At 64.3% G+C, this 18729-nt stretch carries 17 protein-coding genes; 6 read left to right on the top strand and 11 right to left on the bottom strand.

Features of this window, described 5'->3' with window-relative positions:
* The first annotated feature begins 46 nt into the window (after positions 1-46).
* Entirely contained in the window at positions 47-835 is a 789-nt protein-coding gene (locus BLV18_RS22770; RefSeq protein ID WP_425272649.1) for a methyl-accepting chemotaxis protein, read from the top strand.
* 27 nt (positions 836-862) lie between these two features.
* Here the strand turns inward: BLV18_RS22770 and tspO are convergent, their stop codons facing one another.
* Together tspO and cynR are read right to left on the bottom strand one after the other, a co-directional pair.
* Positions 863-1303 (bottom strand): tryptophan-rich sensory protein TspO, encoded by a 441-nt coding sequence (gene tspO / locus BLV18_RS08320; RefSeq protein WP_056842973.1) that lies wholly within the window; start codon positions 1301-1303, stop codon positions 863-865.
* 97 nt (positions 1304-1400) lie between these two features.
* On the bottom strand, positions 1401-2291 hold the full coding sequence (cynR, locus tag BLV18_RS08325; protein ID WP_090357690.1) for a transcriptional regulator CynR: 891 nt from the start codon (positions 2289-2291) through the stop codon (positions 1401-1403).
* A 126-nt stretch (positions 2292-2417) separates the two neighbouring features.
* Between cynR and cynS the strand changes: the two genes are divergently transcribed.
* Together cynS and BLV18_RS08335 are read left to right on the top strand one after the other, a co-directional pair.
* Complete coding sequence (gene cynS / locus BLV18_RS08330) at positions 2418-2885, top strand: cyanase (protein WP_049859258.1); 468 nt, start codon at positions 2418-2420, stop codon at positions 2883-2885.
* Positions 2886-2895: 10 nt separating this feature from the next.
* On the top strand, positions 2896-3369 hold the full coding sequence (locus tag BLV18_RS08335; protein ID WP_049859259.1) for a nuclear transport factor 2 family protein: 474 nt from the start codon (positions 2896-2898) through the stop codon (positions 3367-3369).
* 21 nt (positions 3370-3390) lie between these two features.
* Here the strand turns inward: BLV18_RS08335 and BLV18_RS08340 are convergent, their stop codons facing one another.
* Both BLV18_RS08340 and BLV18_RS08345 read right to left on the bottom strand, forming a co-directional pair.
* Positions 3391-4959, bottom strand: coding sequence for a PepSY-associated TM helix domain-containing protein (locus BLV18_RS08340; protein ID WP_208598847.1), 1569 nt, complete (start codon positions 4957-4959; stop codon positions 3391-3393).
* 25 nt (positions 4960-4984) lie between these two features.
* A complete protein-coding gene (locus tag BLV18_RS08345; RefSeq protein WP_244156821.1) occupies positions 4985-7441 on the bottom strand; it encodes a TonB-dependent siderophore receptor in 2457 nt (818 codons plus the stop codon).
* 183 nt (positions 7442-7624) lie between these two features.
* Here BLV18_RS08345 and BLV18_RS08350 point away from each other — a divergent pair, with 183 nt between their 5' ends.
* Positions 7625-8143: a sigma-70 family RNA polymerase sigma factor gene (locus tag BLV18_RS08350; RefSeq protein ID WP_090357692.1), complete on the top strand. Its 519-nt coding sequence runs from the start codon at positions 7625-7627 to the stop codon at positions 8141-8143.
* Between the two features lie 48 nt (positions 8144-8191).
* Positions 8192-9145, top strand: coding sequence for a FecR family protein (locus BLV18_RS08355; RefSeq protein WP_090357694.1), 954 nt, complete (start codon positions 8192-8194; stop codon positions 9143-9145).
* 89 nt (positions 9146-9234) lie between these two features.
* On the opposite strand, the gene BLV18_RS08360 is transcribed toward BLV18_RS08355, so the two are convergent.
* From BLV18_RS08360 to BLV18_RS08390, 7 genes are all read right to left on the bottom strand, one after another.
* Positions 9235-9507, bottom strand: coding sequence for a hypothetical protein (locus tag BLV18_RS08360; protein ID WP_049859274.1), 273 nt, complete (start codon positions 9505-9507; stop codon positions 9235-9237).
* Positions 9508-9656: 149 nt separating this feature from the next.
* Positions 9657-10883, bottom strand: coding sequence for an MFS transporter (locus BLV18_RS08365; RefSeq protein ID WP_056842957.1), 1227 nt, complete (start codon positions 10881-10883; stop codon positions 9657-9659).
* A gap of 570 nt (positions 10884-11453) precedes the next feature.
* Entirely contained in the window at positions 11454-12743 is a 1290-nt protein-coding gene (gene fabF / locus BLV18_RS08370; protein ID WP_090357696.1) for a beta-ketoacyl-ACP synthase II, read from the bottom strand.
* Positions 12740-15841 carry an efflux RND transporter permease subunit gene (locus BLV18_RS08375; protein WP_090357699.1) on the bottom strand — a complete coding sequence of 1034 codons (3102 nt, stop codon included), beginning with the start codon at positions 15839-15841 and terminating at the stop codon, positions 12740-12742. The genes fabF and BLV18_RS08375 overlap by 4 nt, the downstream gene beginning before the upstream one ends.
* On the bottom strand, positions 15838-16944 hold the full coding sequence (locus BLV18_RS08380) for an efflux RND transporter periplasmic adaptor subunit (RefSeq protein WP_090357701.1): 1107 nt from the start codon (positions 16942-16944) through the stop codon (positions 15838-15840). The genes BLV18_RS08375 and BLV18_RS08380 overlap by 4 nt, the downstream gene beginning before the upstream one ends.
* A gap of 71 nt (positions 16945-17015) precedes the next feature.
* Positions 17016-17633 carry a TetR/AcrR family transcriptional regulator gene (locus tag BLV18_RS08385; RefSeq protein ID WP_090357704.1) on the bottom strand — a complete coding sequence of 206 codons (618 nt, stop codon included), beginning with the start codon at positions 17631-17633 and terminating at the stop codon, positions 17016-17018.
* Between the two features lie 98 nt (positions 17634-17731).
* Positions 17732-18232: a DUF1543 domain-containing protein gene (locus BLV18_RS08390; protein ID WP_090357706.1), complete on the bottom strand. Its 501-nt coding sequence runs from the start codon at positions 18230-18232 to the stop codon at positions 17732-17734.
* A gap of 67 nt (positions 18233-18299) precedes the next feature.
* Between BLV18_RS08390 and BLV18_RS08395 the strand changes: the two genes are divergently transcribed.
* Positions 18300-18725 (top strand): lysozyme inhibitor LprI family protein, encoded by a 426-nt coding sequence (locus BLV18_RS08395; RefSeq protein WP_208598848.1) that lies wholly within the window; start codon positions 18300-18302, stop codon positions 18723-18725.
* The last annotated feature ends 4 nt before the right edge of the window (positions 18726-18729 follow it).

Raw genomic sequence — 18729 nt, forward strand, 5'->3', positions numbered from 1 at the left:
GCACATTTCCGACAGCTCGAGTCAATTGGCCGCCGCCTCGGAAGAGATGAGCGCGGTGACCGAGGAATCCAGCCGGGGGCTGGTGCGCCAGAACGATGAGGTCAATCAGGCGGCCAGTGCGGTCACCCAGATGAGCTCGGCGGTCGACGAGGTGGCGCGCAACGCGGCCGAAGCCGCCGACGCCTCGGCCACCACCCAATCGCTGGCGAGGGATGGTCTGGGCAAGGTCGAACAGACCCTGACCGCTATCCAGGCGCTGGCGACCAACGTGGGCAGCACCAGCACTCAGGTCAAACAGCTGTCGGCTCGGGCGCGTGAGATCAACACGGTGGTCGAGGTGATCCGCGCCATTGCCGAACAAACCAACCTGCTCGCACTGAACGCTGCCATCGAAGCGGCTCGCGCTGGTGAGCAGGGTCGTGGCTTTGCCGTGGTTGCCGATGAAGTGCGCGCTCTGGCTCACCGTACGCAGCAGTCGACTCAGGAAATCGAGAAGATGATCGGCTCGATGCAGACCGATTCGGTGCAGGCCGTCCAGGCCATGGAGCAGAGCCAGCAGATGGCCAGCGATTCGTCGGCCGTGGCGCAGCACGCCAGTACCTCGATCAGCCAGATATCCGAATCGATCAACCTGATCAGCGAACGCAACACCGTGATCGCGACCGCCGCCGAAGAGCAGGCTCAGGTGGCGCGGGAGATCGACCGCAACATCACCAGCATTCGGGACCTTTCGATGCAGAGTGCTGCGGGTGCCACCCAGACGGCGACCGCCAGTGGCGAAGTGTCGCGGCTGGCGGTCGGTCTGACGGCATTGGTGGGTGAGTTCGCCATCTGACCTTAGCCAGGCGGCGCGGCACCGAGCTCAGCGGTTGTTGCGCAGGATCGAGAAGTTCAGCGCGGCCGCCACGCACAGCCAGGCCAGATAGGGGAACAGGATCAGCCCGGTGATCAGGTCCAGGCGGATGGCCAGAACCACCATGGCGGCGGTCACCAGCCACAGCAATACGATGATCACCAGACCGGCGAGCAGGCGGTGGGCGCCGAAAAACACCGGTGTCCACAAGGTGTTGAGGGCGATCTGCGCGGCCCAGAGTGCCAGGACCGTCTCGCTGCCGGTCAGTTGGGTCAGGCGGTAGCCGGCCCAGGCCAGCAGCAGGTAGATGACCGTCCAGGCTACGGGGAATGCCCAGTTCGGCGGGGTGAAACGAGGTTTGACCAACGAGGCGTACCACTGGCCGGGTTTGAAGATGATGCCGGTGCTGGCCGCAGCGGCGCAGGCCAGGAGGAAGATGAAGAAAACCATGGTGAGTCCCTGTTCAATGACGAAAGTGCGGTGGCGAAAGGTCGCTATCAAGCTGACGCCTGAATGAGGAAAAAGTTTGCGCACCCTGCTGGCGGGTTCAGTCCCGCGAGCTTTTCACCAGCTGGGCGAACGCATCGGCGGCGACGCTGCGATAGCCGTTCTTGCGCCGTAGCAAGGCCGCCGTGCGCCTGGGCAGCATCGGTCTGGTGCGGAGCTCGTAGAGGTCATGCTGCTCGCGCACGATGGCATCGGGCAGGATGGTCACCATGCGCCCTTGCTTGATCACCTTGAGCAATATGGCGATCGAATTTGCTTCCAGAGCAATGTTGGGCGTGAAGCGCTGTTTGCGGCACCAGGCATCCACCGAGATGCGCGTGGCAAAGGCTGGGGCCAGCAGTGCGAAGCGCAGCGTCTGCAGATCGGCCAGGGTCAGCGCCTTGTTCTGCAGGCCGGGGTCCAGCGCCGAGCCTGCCGTGACCAGGCACAGCTTCTCCTCGAACAGCGGCTGCGCATCGATATCGGCGCCGTGCTCGCCGGTGAAGCCGATGGCTACGTCGAGCAGGTCACGGGCCAGGGCGTCGAGGATCTGTTCCAGCGACATTTCCGTGAGGCTGATCGCCACCCCTGGGTAGCGTGCCGAGAAGCGGTCGATCAGCGGCGCTACCAGGTATTCGCTGAAGGTCGGCGTGACGCCCAGGCGCAGTTGGCCGCGCGACAGGTCGCTGACGTCCATCACCGCGCGCCGACCCGCCTCCAGCTCTCGCAGCGAGCGCCGCGCATGTTCCAGGTACACGCGACCGGCATCGGTGGGGACGATGCTGCGGCCACTGCGGCCACTGCGGTCGAACAAGGGCACGCCCATACTCAGTTCCAGTTGCTTTATCTGTTGCGACAACGCAGGTTGGGACACATGCAGTGCCTCGGCGGCGCGGGTGAAATTACCGTGATCGGCAACGGCCAGCAGGTAGCGGATATGACGTAGCAGCACGGCTTCACCATAAGTTGGAATTATGGAAATGATCTGAAATGAGTCTTGGCCATTATGGTGGGTTTTGTTGATTCTGTGCTTCCAAGCGTTACACCTGACCTTGCGTTCCCATCCGGAGAATCGACCATGTCCCAGAGCAACGTTTCCAAGGCACCACGTCAGACCCTGACCGAGCGCGTCCTGCAGGCCAAGACCGCGAACAACCTGACCTGGGCGGGCCTGGCCGAAGGCACCGGGTTGAGCACGGTGTATGTGACCGCCGCACTGTTGGGCCAGCATCCATTGCCTCAGGCAGTGGCCGAAGTGGTGGCCGAACGCCTGGGGCTGGACGCCGAAGCGGTGGTCGAGTTGCAGACCATACCCCTGCGCGGCAATGCCGAAGACGTGTCGAACGATCCAACGATCTATCGCTTTCATGAAATGGTCCAGGTCTACGGCACGACCCTGAAGGCGCTGGTCCACGAGCAATTCGGCGATGGCATCATCAGCGCGATCAATTTCAAGCTCGACATCAAGAAAGTCGAAGATCCGGAAGGCGGATCGCGCGCCGTGATCACGCTGGACGGCAAATTCCTGCCTTATAAACCTTTCTAGGAACATCGACATGAGCGAAGAGAAACGCCTGCCACTGCCGCCGTTCACCCTCGAAACCGCGATCCAGAAGGTGCGTGGCGCCGAGGATGGCTGGAACTCCCGCGATGCCGCCAAGGTGGCGCTGGCGTATACCCAGGACACCTACTGGCGTAACCGCAGCGAGTTCATCGAAGGGCGCGCCCAGGCCCAGGCGTTTCTCGAACGCAAATGGCGCAAAGAGCTGGACTATCGCCTGATCAAGGAACTGTGGGCCTTCGCCGACAACCGCATCGCCGTGCGCTACGCCTATGAGTGGCACGACGATTCGGGCAACTGGTTTCGTTCATACGGCAACGAGAACTGGGAGTTTGCCGCCAACGGGCTCATGCAACGGCGCTTCGCCTGCATCAACGACCTGCCCATTGCCGAGTCCGAGCGCAAATACCACTGGCCCCTGGGCCGCCGCCCCGACGATCACCCAGGCTTGAGTGATCTGGGGCTTTGAGGAGGAGATGACGGGCAGCAATCAGGGCAGCGAGCGCTGCCGATGCAGCTTCATCAAGGCAAATACCAGCAACGCACCAAAGCCCAGGCACACCGCTTCCACGCTCGCCCGTTGCCAGTCGCCGACGCGTGCGTAGTGCCACAACGCCTGGCCCGTGGTCCATTGGTTGAGCAGCGGCAGGCACAGACACAGCAGCGCGGTCAGGCCCAGTTGCTCGGTCCATGCCCGCAGGCGTGGCCGACACAGCGCGTGCAGCAAGGTAGCCGCCCAGATCAGCACAAAGGCGCGTATCTCCCATTGGGCACGGCCCGGCAATTCGAGCGGCAGCAGGCGGTTGGCGTAGAAGTAACCACAGCACGCCATCCCGATGCCGACGCTGCATGCCACGTTGAAAGCTTCGACGCAGTGGTAGAAGCGTCGCGTGGCGCCGCCAAATTCGTGCTGGCCCTTGATCCGTCGCTTGATCGAGAACAGCAACGTACCCGCCACCATCATCGATGTGCCCAGCAGGCCGCTGGCGAAGTACACCCAGCGCAGTGCCCAGCTGCCGAAGTCGGCGAAGTGCAGGGACCGCACCACGCCTTCGATCCGAGTGCCGAGGGACACGCTGGTCGGGTCTGGCCGCCGGACCTGCAACACGCCGCCGCTGGCCGCGTCGAACAGCACGCTGGCCTGGGGCGTGAACAGGTGGTCCGCAGGCTGCCCGAGGTCCGCACGGCCGATGATGCGTACGCTCGCATTGGCAGCGCCGGGCGCGTTTACCAGCAGCATCTGCGCCGGTTGCCCGGTGAGCGTGCGGGCCTGGTCCAGAAGCGCTGCCCAGCCCGGCGCAGCGCCGGTCGGCTGCGCCACGGAGCGGACCACGGTCGGTTCGGCGGCGAGCTCGGCGGTGAAGCGTGCATAGGCGCCATCGTCCGAACCGTACACCGCTTGCACGGGCCAGGGCATGTAGCTGCTGGCGAAGATGCACAGCCCGGTGTAGGCGATCATCAGCAGGAACGGCAGCGTCAGTACGGCCGCGGCGTTGTGCGCATCGAGCCAGGCGCGCGGGCCGGTACCGGGCCGGAAGGTAAAGAAGTCGGCGAAGAGGCGCCGGTGGATGATCACGCCGGAGACCAGCGCCACCAGAAAGCCGACGGTCAGTGCGCCGACGATCCAGAACCCCAGCACCGGCAGTTGCAGCATGTAGTGGAACGACATGAAATGCCGGCCCCCTTCGGTGTGGCGCAGCGCCGCCGGCGGTAACGGTGTGCCGGTCGCAGGATCAAGGGCGATCTGCCGGGTGCCGCTGCCGTCCCGCCAGAGCAGTCTCACCGCTTCACCCGGATGCGCGGGCAACTGCACCCGCCACAGCCGTGCGCCCGAGGCATGTGTGGCGAGGTAGCGTTGCGCCTGGGATGCGGCCAGCCCTTCGTTCACCCAAGCGCCAGCGTCGGACGTGGCGATTGGCTGCGCCTCCATCCAGCGCGTGATGGGTTCGCGGAACACGCTCAGCGAGCCGGTGAGGAAGATCACGCACAGCACCCAGCCGCACACCAGGCCACACCAGGTGTGCAGCCAGGCCATCGACCGGCGCAGCGAGCCCTTCACTGCAATGCGTCCCGCACCGATGCGATCAGAAATCGCCTCGCAAGGTCAGCATGTAGCTGCGCGGCTCGCCGAACACGTTCGAACGGTCCACCGCCACGGCGGTGGTGTAGTAGCGCTTGTCGAACAGGTTTTCGGCGTTGAGTTGCACCCGCCAGTGATCGTCCAGTTTCCAGGCCACGCGGGCATCCCAGATGGCGTAGCCCTGGCTGCCGAAGTCCAGCCCCGTGGTGGAAGACGCCTTGTAGTAGGACTGCGCCGAAACACCGCCGCCCACGGTCAGCCGGTCCCAGGTTCCGGGCGGGTTGTAGCTGGTCTGCAGGCGCAGCATGTGCTTGGGCGTTTCGTAGGCGACTTCGACGTCCTCGGTGTTGTTGCGCAGCAGATTGAAGGTATACCCACCGAACACTTGCCAGCCCGGCAGGATCTCGCCGCTGGCCTCCAGGTCGATGCCCTTGCTGCGCTTGATGGTGCCATTGACGTAGCAGGTGCCCTCGGAGTCGTTGCTGGTGCAGTTGGTGTTGGCCAGGTCCACCAGGGCGACGTCGGTCTGCTTGATGTAGAACAACGCCATCGACAGGTTCAGGCGGTTGTCGAACAGGGCGCCTTTGATGCCGGTCTCGTAGTTGTCACCCTCGGACGGGGAGAGCGGTGTGCCGCGGGTGTCGACGTAGTTGCCCTGAGCGTTGAAGATTTCCGCGTAGCTGGCGTACCACGACCAGTCATCGTTGATGTCGTAGATCAGCCCGGCGTAGGGCGTGACCTTGCGCGTCACCTTGGACTCGTAGGGCAGGGCGGCGCCGCGCTTGATGTCGTAGGTGTAGTCGTACCAGCTCGCGCGTCCGCCGAGCACCAGGCTCAGCGGCTCGCTCAGGCGCAGCCGGGAGTTGGCGTACAGGCCCGCACGCTCTTCGGTCATGTCGATGTCCGTGGTCCACGCCGGCCGGACGGGCTTGGCGATGGCGTGGTGATCCACGTCGAAGATATTCAGCGGCTGGTTGCGCAGGCTGGCGGTGGCCTGCTGGGTATTGGCTTCCTGGCGCGACCAGGTGCCGCCGACGGTGATGTCGTGGGTCAGGCCGAAGGCATCGAAGTTGCCGCTGACATGGCTGTCCAGGCCGGTGCTGGTCACTTCGTCCTGGCGGAACAGCGCCGCCTGGAACACCGAGCCGGTATTGGTCACCGGGCTGATGGCGCGCCGCGCGTAGGCGATCTGCTGATCGAAGCTGCCTTGGGACACGGTCACCGAGGTGGTGCTCGACCAACGCTCGTTGAAGCGATGTTCGATTTCGGCGAACGCCTCGCTCATCTCGCTTTCGTGCCGGTTCCAGTCCTGCACCAGGGAGGTGGAGCGGGAGATGTCCAGCGCATTGCCGTTGCTGTAGCGCGGCAGGCCGTAGATCGAATAGCCGTTGATGACGTTCTGCTGGTGGCGCAGGCTCAGGCTCACCGTGGTGTCGGGATCCAGATCGGCCTCGACGATGCCGTACACCAGCGGCGTGCGCGTGTTGCGCTCGTCCAGGTAGGAACCGTTGTCTTCGTAGGCGGTGACCAGCCGTCCGCGTACGTTGCCGGCATCGTTGAGCTTGCCGCTGGCGTCCAGGTCCATGCGGTAACGGTCCCAGGATCCGGCACTGGCCTGAACCGTAAGGCGCGGTTCGGCGGTCGGGCGTTTGCGCACCAGATTCACCGCGCCGCCGGGCTCGCCGGCACCCACCAACAGACCGCTCGCGCCGCGCAGGACCTCGACGCGATCGTAGATGGCGGTGTCGGGCTTCATCCAGCCGGTGATCTGGTAACCCTGACCGGGAACGCCGTCGACCAGAAAGCTTTCGGCCAGCAGGGAGAAACCGCGCGAGGTGTACACGTGGCCGCCGAAGTTGCGGTACTGGAAGGTGATTCCCGGGGTCTGTTCGAGCACTTTGTCCAGGCTGGTGAGCTTCTTGTCGTCCATCAATTGACGGGTCACCACGCTGACGGTCTGCGGGGTTTCCTTGAGGCTCAGATTGAGCTTGGCGGCGGTACTGCTGCTGCCGGTGGTGTAGGAGCCGGTGCCATCGGTGGTGCTGCCCAGATCGTTCATGGCATTGACGGTGGTGGCGCCCAGGGCCATGGCCGGTTCATCTCGGGCGGGCAGTTTCTGCAGCACCAGGGTGCGCTCGTCCAGCAGTTGCCAGGTGAAGCCGCTGCCGCGCAGCAGGATTTCCATGGCCTGGCCGAGGGTGTACCGGCCCTTCAAGGCAGGAGCACGCAGGCTGGCCACGTCCGCCGAGTTGAAGATCAACCGCACGTTGGCCTGGTCCGCCAACCGGGTCAATGCCTGGTCCAGCGACTGCTCGACCGATTGCAGGTCCAGCGCCGTGCTGGCTTCGGCCGCTTGTGCCGAAAGTGAAAGCGTCGGCAAGCCGGTCGTCATGGCCAGCATCAGCGCCAGGGTCAGGGTGCGACCAGCGGCGGGAGCGAAGTGCGGAAAACGTGCCTGCATCTGAAACGTCCGTTATCGAATGGAGATGAAATGCCCGAGAATCAGGGTTCTCTCTCCAACGACGACCGAGCAGGGCAAACCTTGCCGCCCAGATTGAAATTATTTTCATTATCATCCGCCATTCTGATGATAAGGGTTCTCAATTGGGATAGGATGCGGCCCTCAACCGCCGGGGCCGTGCGAATGTCCGTGTCACCCAATTCCAACCCTTTGCTGATGGTCTTTCAGGAGCACTATGCCGACCTGCTGGCCTTTCTGGCGCGGCGCCTGGGGAATGTGGAGAAGGCGGCCGACGTGGCCCAGGACACCTACGTACGCCTGGCCGGGTTGGCAGACACGGCGCAGATTCTCGAACCTCGCGCATTCGTGTTCCGCGTCGCGGGCAACCTGGCCATCGACCGCCTGCGCCAGGAACGGCGCTATTGCGCGTGGCAGGTCGAGGAGCCGGACGAGGAGCCCTGTGATCCCATCGCCTCGCCGGAGCGCACGTTCCTGGCTGCAGAGGCCATCGAGCAACTCGACCATGCCCTGCAGCATTTGCCCAGCAACGCCCGCCTGGCGTTGCTGCTCAGCCGTCTGGAAGGCCTGACCCACGCCCAGATCGCCCTGCGTCTCGGGGTCTCGGAAAGCTCGGTGGGCAAGTACCTGGTGCTTGCCATGCGCCATTGCCGCGATTGGCTTCGTCAGTCGGAGTGCCTCTAGAATGCACGCTACCGACTCCCTTCCGGCGGCGCCTGCGAGCCCCTCACCATGACCGAACCCTTGAACCGCGCCCCTTGCGCCACTGACCTGGAAGACCAGGCCATCGAGCAGTGGGTGCACCTGACGTCCGGCCAGGCCAGTGATGCCGATCGCCAGGCTTTCGTCCGCTGGCGTGGGCAAAGCGCGGACCACGAGGCCGCAGCGCGGCTGGCCGAAACGATGTGGCAGGCATTGCCACAGACTCACACAGCGCAAACCTTCGTCGCCCCACCCAGGCGCGAGCGACGGCCGCTGCGCTGGGCGGCATTGGCCGCCGGGCTGGGCGCGCTGGCGTTGACCGGCTTGAGCGAGCCGGCCAAGGTCTATTTCGCCGACTACGCCACGGCGGTCGGTGAACGCCGGGCGTTGACCCTGGAAGACGGCAGCCAGGTCTGGTTGAACAGCGGCTCTGCCTTGTCGGTGAACTACTCGGCGGCGCGGCGCGAGATCAGCCTGCTCAAGGGCGAGGCGTTGTTCGAAGTCAGCAAGGACGCCATGCGGCCGTTCGTGGTTCAGGCCTTAGACGGCAGCGTGCAGGCGGTGGGCACTCGTTTCGATGTCGATCGCCAGGGTGAACAGGTGCGTGTGGGGGTAACGGAAGGAGAAGTGAGGGTTTCGTCCGGCGGCGCCGTGGTGCCGTTGAAGGCCGCTCAGCGCCTGGCCTACACCGCTGGCGCGATACCGTTGGCGACAGGCGTTCTGGACCTTGGTACGGCGTCGGCGTGGCAGCGCGGCAAGCTGATCTTCAATCGGCAGCCGCTGGCCGAGGTATTCGCTGACATCGAACGTTACTTGCCCGGCTCGCTGGTCATCGCCGGTCGCCTGCCCAGCACAGCGGTGAGCGGTGTGTTCAACCTCGACGATGTTCCCGGCATGCTCGACGTGCTTGCCCGCACTCAGCCGGTACGGATCTATCGAATGCCTTGGCTGACCGTGGTGGTGGTGAATCAGACGCGTGCGTGAACGGAGTTGAAAACAGGATAGGCGGGGGAGGAGGGGCAGGGGAATACAGAGGGAACGCTAGGGCGCGGGGCCCTAGCAGACAGCAAATGTCACTTTTTCTTCTTCGCAGGCTTTTCAGCTTTTTCAACTTTGTCGGACTTCTTGGCTTTCTCAGCCTTTTCCGGCTTGCTGTCAGCTTTCTTTGCGGTTTTCTTCGGCTCGGCGTCTTTCTTCTTGTCTTTTTTCTCCTTGTCGGAGGACTTTGAAAGCGCTGAGGCTGCGGCAGATTTCTTTTCCGGTGACGACTTTTTGTCCTTCAATTCCTTGCTGGCTTTCGAAGCGTCACTTTTGGTTTTCTTTTCGTCTTTAGCCACGTTGACCACCTCTCGGAGAGTGCCGATATTGACACAATGCCTGTGGGAATATTCACAGGCTGATCATTAGGTGAATGGTCGGAAAGGCAGTTCAAAATTTTTTTGCAATCTGCGCAGGTGCGCTGACAATCCTGCCGCGATCGTCAGCGCACACGGGCTCAGCAGGGTTGGGCCACCGCGTTGTTGCTGACCTTTCGACCCAACACCAGCACCGTGGCAAAACCTGCGCCGACCAAGGCTGTGGCCAGGCTCAGCAGCACCGAGCTGCCCAGCTGGTCGACGATCTGCCCGCCGAAGAACGAACCCAGCGCGATGATTACCTGAAACAGCGCGACGAACAGCGGCATGCCGCGCTCGACGTCCTTGGGTGCGACCACGAACATCCAGATGCTGGAGCAGGCCGGGAACGCGCCGAAGGCAAAGCCCCACAGAGCGATCAGCATCGCGGCGCCGACAAGGCCGGTGGCGAAATGCGGGAACAGGGCGGTGCTGGTGCCGATCATCAGCGCCACCAGCAGCAAGGTGTAGCGTACGTTGCGGTTGGCGGCGAAGCCGGCGAACACGTTGCCCAGCACCCCGGCCATGCCGTAGAGCAGCAACAGCGAGCCGATGGTCGGCCCGTCGAATCCGGCACTTTGCTTGAAGAACGGTGCGACATAGGTGTACGCGGCAAAGTGCGCCAGACCGATCAGCAGCACCGCAATCAAACCCACCCGCGCCTGGGGATTGGTGAACAGGGCCGGCAGGTCGCTGACCCGAATGGCGCGGTCCGGGTGCAGCGGTGGCAACAGGAAGATCTGCGCCAGCAGCACCGGCACGCCCACCAGCGCGGTGACCAGAAAGGTCATGCGCCAGCCCATCAAGCCGCTGAGCCAGGTGCCCACGGGCACGCCCAGCACCGTGGCCAGGGTCACGCCCATCATGATGATCGACGTAGCCTTGGCCACGCCGACACCCCTGGGTGCCAGGCGACCGCTCAACGCAATGGCGGTGGCCCAGAAGCCGCCGATGCTGACTCCCAGCAATACCCGCCCGAACAACAGCACGTTGAAGTCATTGGCGAAGGAGACGATGCAGTTGGCGATGATCATGATCAGCGTCAGGCCGGTCAGCAGGTATCGGCGGTCCATGGCGCCGATGCCCACCGACAGCAACGGCGCGGCCAGGGCGGCCATGATGCCGGGCAGGGTGACCATCAGGCCAGCCTGTCCGGCACTGATGCCCAGGTCGCTGGCGACATCGTTGAGCACGCCCACGGGCAGAAATTCGCTGGTCACCAGGGCGAAGGCGCCCACGGCTACCGAAAGAATCGCCAGCCACTGCTGCTTGACGCTCTGCGAATTGGGTTCGGAAAGGCCTGGGGCGGCCTGATGGGGACTTGGCATGGGAATGGATTCCAAGGAGACAGTCGCCTGTGAGCAGGCGGGGATAACGGGGGGATTGGCGGCGAGTATAAGGCAGGGTTGCGACCATCACCGAGGCGCGAGCCTCGATAGTCATCATCAGCACGATCGATTCAGCAGGGCAGGCAGCGAGCTCTTTGGTCGCGAAGAGGCCTGCCTACACGCGTTCATTTATCCAGCCGCACGATCCGTCCGAAGATCCAGCACATCATTCTCCCCACGAACCGAGCGCCTGGCCCCAGCCCAGTCAGTCCCGTCCATTACGCTCCAAAGACCGATCACGTTTGCCCTGGCGATACTGCCAGTGGCTGTGCGCAATGTGTCCAGCGGTACTTACCACGATCAGCGCGACAATGACGTACAACGCGATCAATCCAGTGCTTTCGTGGGAAAACATAATGGTCAACTCCTGTCAGTTCATGATGTTTGCCCCTGGAGTCTAGGGCGGAAAAGCGAGGTCGAGGATGAACATATCTTCACTGCAAAGCACCAATGCCGCGCGGCCCAATGCCCGCAGGGGTTGGAGCTGAAACCTTTCATCTGATCTGTGGATCACTGACCCTCCCAGCGTCGAAACAGCGCGCTGGCGTTCACGCCGCCGAAACCGAAGCCATTGGAAAGCGCGTGGGTCATTGCCGTCTTGCGGGCGGTCGGGCCCACCAGGTCGAGCCCTTCGGCCGCTTCGTCCGGCGTTTGCAGATTCAGCGTCGGCGGCGCTATCTGGTCGCGCAAGGCCAGCACGGTGAAGATGGCCTCGATCCCGCCAGCGGCGCCGAGCAGGTGGCCGGTGGCTGATTTGGTCGAGGTGATGGCCAGTCCGCTACGGGTGCCGAACAGGGCACGAATGGCCGCCAGCTCACCTTTGTCGCCGACCGGGGTGGAGGTGGCATGGGCATTGATGTGCTGGACGTCTTGCGCATCGATACCGCCCTGGCGCAAGGCCTGTTCCATGGCGCGGCGAGCACCGCTGCCGTCTTCCGGACCTGCCGTCAGGTGGTAGGCGTCGGCACTGGTGCCGTAACCGATCAATTCTGCCAGTGGTGTCGCGCCGCGGGCCAGGGCGTGTTCCAAGGACTCGATGACCAGCAAACCTGCACCTTCGGACATCACGAACCCGTCGCGATCCCCGTCGAAGGGGCGGCTGGCCTGTTCAGGGCGGTCGTTGAAGCCGGTGGACAGGGCACGGGCGGCGGCGAAACAGCCGAGGGTGACCCGGTCGATGGCCGCCTCGGTGCCACCGCAGATAGCGATGTCCGCTTCACCGCTGCGGATCAGCCGCGCGGCATCGCCGATGGCTTGCACGCCCGCGGCGCAGGCGGTGACCGGCGCACCCAGGGGGCCCTTGAAGCCGTTATGGATGGAGACGTGTCCGGCGGCCATGTTGGCCAGGAACGACGGGGCGGTGAACGGCGACAATCGCCGCGGACTGCGTTCATCCGTGGTGCGCACGGCCCCTGCAAGCGCGCCGAAGCCGCCCACACCCGAGCCGATTACCGTAGCGGTGCGCTGTTGCTGAACCTCGTCGGTGGGATGCCATTGCGCCTGGGTCAGCGCTTCATGGGCGGCGACCAGCGCGAACTCGATGAAGCGATCCATTTTCTTGCGTTCCTTGGCCGGTATCAGCGCCTCCGGGTTGTAGCCGGCCACAGGGTCCGCTTCCAGCGTGGGCACCTGCCCAGCCACGGCAACGCCCGTGCCTTCACCAATGTGCGCGGGCAGCGCGCCGATGCCCGACGTGCCCGCCAGCAATCGGCGCCACACTTCGTAGACGCCGCAGCCCAGCGGGGTGACCAGACCGGTTCCGGTGACGACGATGCGTTTCTGGCCATCTCGATTGTTCATGGGTGTCTCTCCAGGTCTTTCGTTGAATGATGGGCTGCCTCGGCATCCGCACGGATGCGGAACCAGATGGAATACATGGCAGGCAGGAAGATCAGGGTCATCAGCGTGCCGCCGAACGTGCCGCCGATGAGGGTGTAGGCCAAGGTGCCCCAGAACACCGAATGGGTCAGCGGAATGAACGCCAGGATCGCCGCCAGCGCCGTCAGCAGCACCGGCCGGGCGCGTTGCACAGTGGCTTCGACCACGGCATCGAAGGGCGCCAGGCCATTCTTCTCATTGAGGTGGATCTGTCCGATAAGGATCAGCGTGTTGCGCATCAGAATCCCGGACAGCGCGATCAGACCGACCAGGGCATTGATGCCGAAGGGTTGGTTGAACAGCAGCAGCGTGGGCACCACACCGATCAGGCCTAAGGGAGCAGTGAGGAAGACCATGGCCATGGCGGACATCGAGCGTGTCTGCACGATGATGATCAGCAGGGTGATGGCGATCATGATCGGGAACAGCGGCGCGAGGGCGGCGGTGGCCTTGGCCGACTCTTCGATCGATCCCGCCTGCTCGATGCGGTAGCCGTCGGGAAGCGCCGCCATGATCGGTTGCAGCGCCTTCGTCAATTGCGTGGAGACATCCGGCGGCTGCAGGTCCTCGGCGATGTCGCCGCGCACGGTCAGGGTCGGTACGCGATCGCGGCGTCGCAGGATGGGATCTTCCATGCGCACCTCGACGGACCCGATCTGCGCCAACGGTATGCGCTGGCCGTTCGCGCCGGCCAGGGTCAGGTTTTCGATCTTCGCCGGGTCGAGACGCACCGGCCCTGCGGCGCGGGCCACCACCTGCACCGAACGGATGTCTTCACGCACGGCAGTGACCGGCACGCCTGAAAGCAGGAACTGCAACTGTTCGGCCACGGCGGCCGAACTCAGGCCCAGCGCCTGCAACCGGTCCTGATTCAGGGAAAAATGCAGGGCAGGAACTCGCGGCCCCCAGTCCTGATTGACGGTGTGCATCATCACGCTGGCCTGCATGAGCGCCTCGACCTTGCCGGCGATGTCCCGCAAGACCTGCGGGTCCGGCCCCATGATGCGGTAGGCGACGGGGTAGGGTGAATAAGGCCCGAAGACCAACTGCGTGACCCGTACCCGCGCCTCGGGCGCCAGACCGTTCGCCACCGCTTCGCGGATTCTCAGCTTCAGGGCATCCCGTGCGGCTTGGCTGTCGGCGAGCACGACGATCTTGGCGAAGGAGGGATCGGGAAGCTCGGGCGCCATGGCCAGATAGAACCGCGGCGAACCCTGGCCGATGTAGGCGGTGACGATTTTGGCCGCGTCATCCTTGCGCAGCCAGGCTTCGATCTTGGCCGTGGCCGCGCTGGTCTGCTCGATGGCCGTGCCATAGGGCATCTGCACCTCGATCAGCACTTCCGGGCGATCGGAGGTCGGGAAGAACTGCTTCTTGACCAGGCCCATGCCGACGATGGCCAGCGCGAAGGCCAGTATCACGATGCCTGCCACCGGCCATTTCCAGCGGATGATCCAGCTCAGGCACATGCGAAAGCGGTTGTAGTGACGGGTGTCGTAGATCGCCGCATGACCGCCTTCGACGGCCTTGATCGTCGGCAGCATCTTCACCCCCAGATACGGCGTGAACACCACCGCCACGATCCAGGAAGCGATCAGCGCGATGCCGACGATCCAGAACATGTTGCTGGTGTATTCACCGGCCGTGGACTGCGCGAAGCCATTGGGCATGAAGCCCACGGCGGTCACCAGGGTGCCGGCCAGCATGGGTGCGGCGGTGTGGCTCCAGGCATAGGCCGACGCCTTGATGCGGTCGTAGCCTTCCTCCATTTTCACCACCATCATCTCGATGGCGATGATCGCATCGTCCACCAGCAATCCCAGGGCGAGGATCAACGAACCCAGGGTGATGCGGTCGAAGTGCTTGCCGGTGGCCTCCATCACCACGAACACCATGGCCAGGGTCAGCGGTACCGCCGCGGCGACCACCACGCCGACGCGCCAGCCCATGCTCAGGAAGCACACCACCATCACCACCAGCAGGGCGACGAAGAACTTGATCATGAACTCGTCCACCGCCGAACCGATGTTCACCGATTGATCGGTGACCTGGGCGAAGGTCATGCCCAGCGGCATGGCCGCGTTGATCCGCGCCGTCTCGGCGGCCAGCGCCTTGCCCAGATCCAGGCCGTTCCAGCCATCGCGCATGACCACGCCCAGGATCAGCGCCGCTTCGCCCTGATGGCGCACCATGAAGGTTGCCGGATCTTCGTAGCCACGCTCCACGGTCGCCACATCCGCCAACTTGAGCGTGCGTCCGCCAGCGTTCACCGGGGTGTTGCGAATGGCGTCCAGGGTCTGGAAGGCACCGTCGAGCCGCACCACGACCTGGGGGCCTCGGGTGTCGATCGAGCCGGCCGGGGTCAGCCGGTTCTGGTCGTTCAGGCTGGCGAAAAGGTCCTGGGGTGACAGACCCAGGGTCGCCAGGCGCTCATGGGAAAAAGACACGAAGATCCGTTCGGACTGTTCGCCGATGATGTTGACCTTCTTCACCCCGGGCACATGCAGCAGCCGTTGCCGCAGGGATTCGGCTTCACGCACCAGCAGGCGTTGCGGCTCGCCGCGCGCCTTGAGGGCGAACAAGGCGAAGGTGACGTCGGCGAACTCGTCGTTGACCAGCGGCCCGACCACGCCTGCCGGCAAGGTGCTCGCCGCGTCGCCGAGCTTTTTCCGGGCCTGGTAGAACTGCTGCTCGACCTGGGCCGGTGGCGTCTTGTCCTGCAGCGATAGAAGGGTGAAGGCCAGGCCTGGGCGGGTATAGGTTTCGCTGCGGTCGTACCATTGCAGCTCCTGAAGACGCTTCTCCAGGGGCTCGGCGACCAGGTCCTGCATCTCCTGTGCGGTCGCACCGGGCCAGGCCGTGACCACGGTCAGCTGCTTGACGGTGAACGGCGGATCCTCGGCACGCCCCAGCTTGAAGAACGACAGGGTGCCGGCGACGGCGACCAGAAGGATCAGGAACAGCGTAACCGACCGTTCCCGCACGGCCAGGGCCGAGAGGTTGAAGCGGCTACCGCTCATGGCTGGTCCCCGGTCTGGGCGCGCAGATCCTGCGGCGCCACCAGCACCTCTTGCCCCTCGTGCAGCAGGTGAGGGCCCAGGGCAACCAAGCGTTCGCCTGGGTGCAGACCACGCACCGTGGCCATGGCGTCGCTCAGGCCAATGACCTGAACCGCCCGCCACACGACCTTGGAAGGCTCGCCTTCGACGGTCCACACACCCGGCCCGGTGCCTGGGTCATGAATGGCGGCGATGGGCACGCTCAGGGCGTCGGCTACGGAAGGGTTCGATGCGATGGACAGGGTCACGGTCGAACCCAACGGTGCATTGGCCTGCTCGCCGCCCAACACATACCGGGCTTCGAAGGTGCGAGTCAGTGGGTCTGCAGTGTCGGCCAGCTGCCGCAGCGTGGCGATGCCGCCATTGCCGGAGGCGCCGAACAGAGTAGCCTGTGCCGAACTGCCCAGCGCTGGCCGCAGCGTCTCGGGCAGTTGCACCACCGCTTCGCGAAGCCCTGCCTTGGCCAGCCTCACCACCGCTTGCCCGGCGCTCACCACCTGACCCGGTTCGGCCAGGGTGGCCACCACCACACCGTCGGAATCGGCGCTCAGGGTGGCATAGCTCTGCTCGTTACGGCTCACGGCGGCCTGGGCCTGAAGCGCTACCAGATCGGCGCGGGCGGTGTCGGCCAACGACTTGAAGCGGTCGTAGTTGGCGGCGGAAATGGCACCGCTGGCGACCAGTTGGCGGTTTCGTCGCTCATCGTTCGCGGTCTGCGTAGCCAATGCCTGGGCGGCGGCGACTGCCTGATCGCGGGCGTTGGACTGCAGCGCCAGATCAGCCGGATCGAGGCGCATCAGGCGCTGTCCGCGGCTCACCGCCTGGCCGGTATCGACGAAGCGCTCCATCACCTTGCCACTCACCCGAAAGCCCAGATCGCTTTGCACGCGCGCCGTGACCACGCCGGTGAAGGCGCGATGACCCTCTGGCGCAGGACCTGCCTCGACCACCCTGACCTTGGGCGGCTGGGTGCGCGGGTCGGCAACGCTCGGCGGACGGTCGCAGGCCGTGAGAAGCACAGGGAGCAGGCAGATACCGAGCGCGGAGGCGCGAAGCCGAGACATGGGATTCCTTACGGGCACGAGCGGAAAGGAACCCGATTTTGATACGAGTGACTAATTCAGTCAATGGTCACTTATGGCGCCGACAGACTCCTCAATATCAGCGCGGGGAGCTGCTGCGCTGCGGTGGCGGCGGTCTCCAGGTTGTATTGCAGTTGCACGGGGCTGATATAGGGAAGCATCACCAGAAACACCGCATGACTGGCTTCTTCCAGTGGCGTCTTGCTCTCGAATTCCCCGCTGTCCCGGCCCTCGCGCAGGATCTGCTCGATCAACCGGTGCAGGCGTTCGCCGTGGGCCGCCGCCGAGGGCCAGTGATCACGGGCCGCAACGGCAGCGATGTCATACAGCTTGCGATCGTGGAAGAACAGTTCAGCGCCGGCTTCCACCAAGGCTTTGAACAGACGGCTCAGCTTGTCGGACGGGCCGCTGGCTTCGTCCATCGCCTGGTCGACGACGGCCATGATCATGGCCAGCCGACTGGCGCAGATACTCTCGCCGATGGCCTGTTTGGATTCGAAGAACTTGTAGATGTAGGCCTTGGAAAAGCCGATGGCCTTGGCCAGGTCGGACACCGTGGTTTTTTCGTAACCGTAGTGACCGAAATGCTGCATGGCGGCCTCGACGATCTGATCGCGAACGCTGTGATCGGACGGGCCTCGTGAGGGGAACGTGGGGGGCTGACGGGTCATGGTTGCGGGTGGGCTCTTGGGCGTGGATCGACACAGCGTGACTGTAACGGGTTATGGTCACAAGTTCATTCTCGGGTGATCCGGCCCCGAGGCTCCGGTCAGCCCGCCGGCAGCACGATGTACTCATTGCGCTGCTCGACGCCCCGATGAGGGCCTTCGACCAGATGCACGTAGCGGCCACCCACCTGCTCGATCGGTACGCAATCATCCACATCCAGGACCGCGTCGGTATGGGGCTGGCGCCACTGCTCCAGGTACAGGCGCCGGGCACGGTTTCTGGCATCGCGTGCGTTTTGCGCCACCACCAGCACGTAGTGGTGCGCTTCGCCGAACGAGCGCGCCTCGTACCCGCCCAGATTGATTACATATAGACGCGGCATGCCCGCGGCGGGCGCCAGCGGGCTGAATTCGACCTTCCATTGCTCCACGCCGTCCACAGCCATCCAGGCGTCGATGTGCAAGCCTTTCTGAGTACCGAACCAGTCGGCGCGCAATTGCGGGTAGCTGGCCTCCAGGCTGTCGGCGACCGCGCAGGCGATGTCGTGCACCTCGATGCGCGTCCTGGGGTGCTTGCCGCCAAGTAAAACGATGTAAAGCATGGGTGGGATCCTTGGAGGGTGGGGGCTGGTAAGATCCAGGCCTTTTCACGAATTCGAAAGGTCTTTTATGACACCCCTCTGCAAGCCTTTGCTCACTGCTGCGTTGCTGTCGCTCTGCGCAGGTCAGGCCACCCTGGCTTCGGCCGAAGGTCCCACTTCGGCGTCCGACTACAGCTCGGCGTACACCACCTGCATGGACAGCAACAGTTCCACCACCGGCATGGTCAACTGCGCCGCCGACGAGACGAAGCGGCAGGACGCACGCTTGAATGCCAACTACCAGGCCGGCATGAAAACCCTGGACGGCACCAAGCGCACGGCGATGCGCGATGCGCAGCGGCTGTGGATCCAGTTTCGCGACGCCGACTGCGCCGTCGAGGCGGGCCTGACCGGCGGTACGCTCGACCGGATCAACGCTCAGATGTGCCTGTTGAAGGCCACCAAGGTCCGCGCCGATACGCTGGCAGTGCGGTTTCAGCCGCAGGACCTGTAATAGC

It is taken from the genome of Pseudomonas coleopterorum, assembly GCF_900105555.1.
In the GTDB taxonomy this organism is placed as follows: domain Bacteria; phylum Pseudomonadota; class Gammaproteobacteria; order Pseudomonadales; family Pseudomonadaceae; genus Aquipseudomonas; species Aquipseudomonas coleopterorum.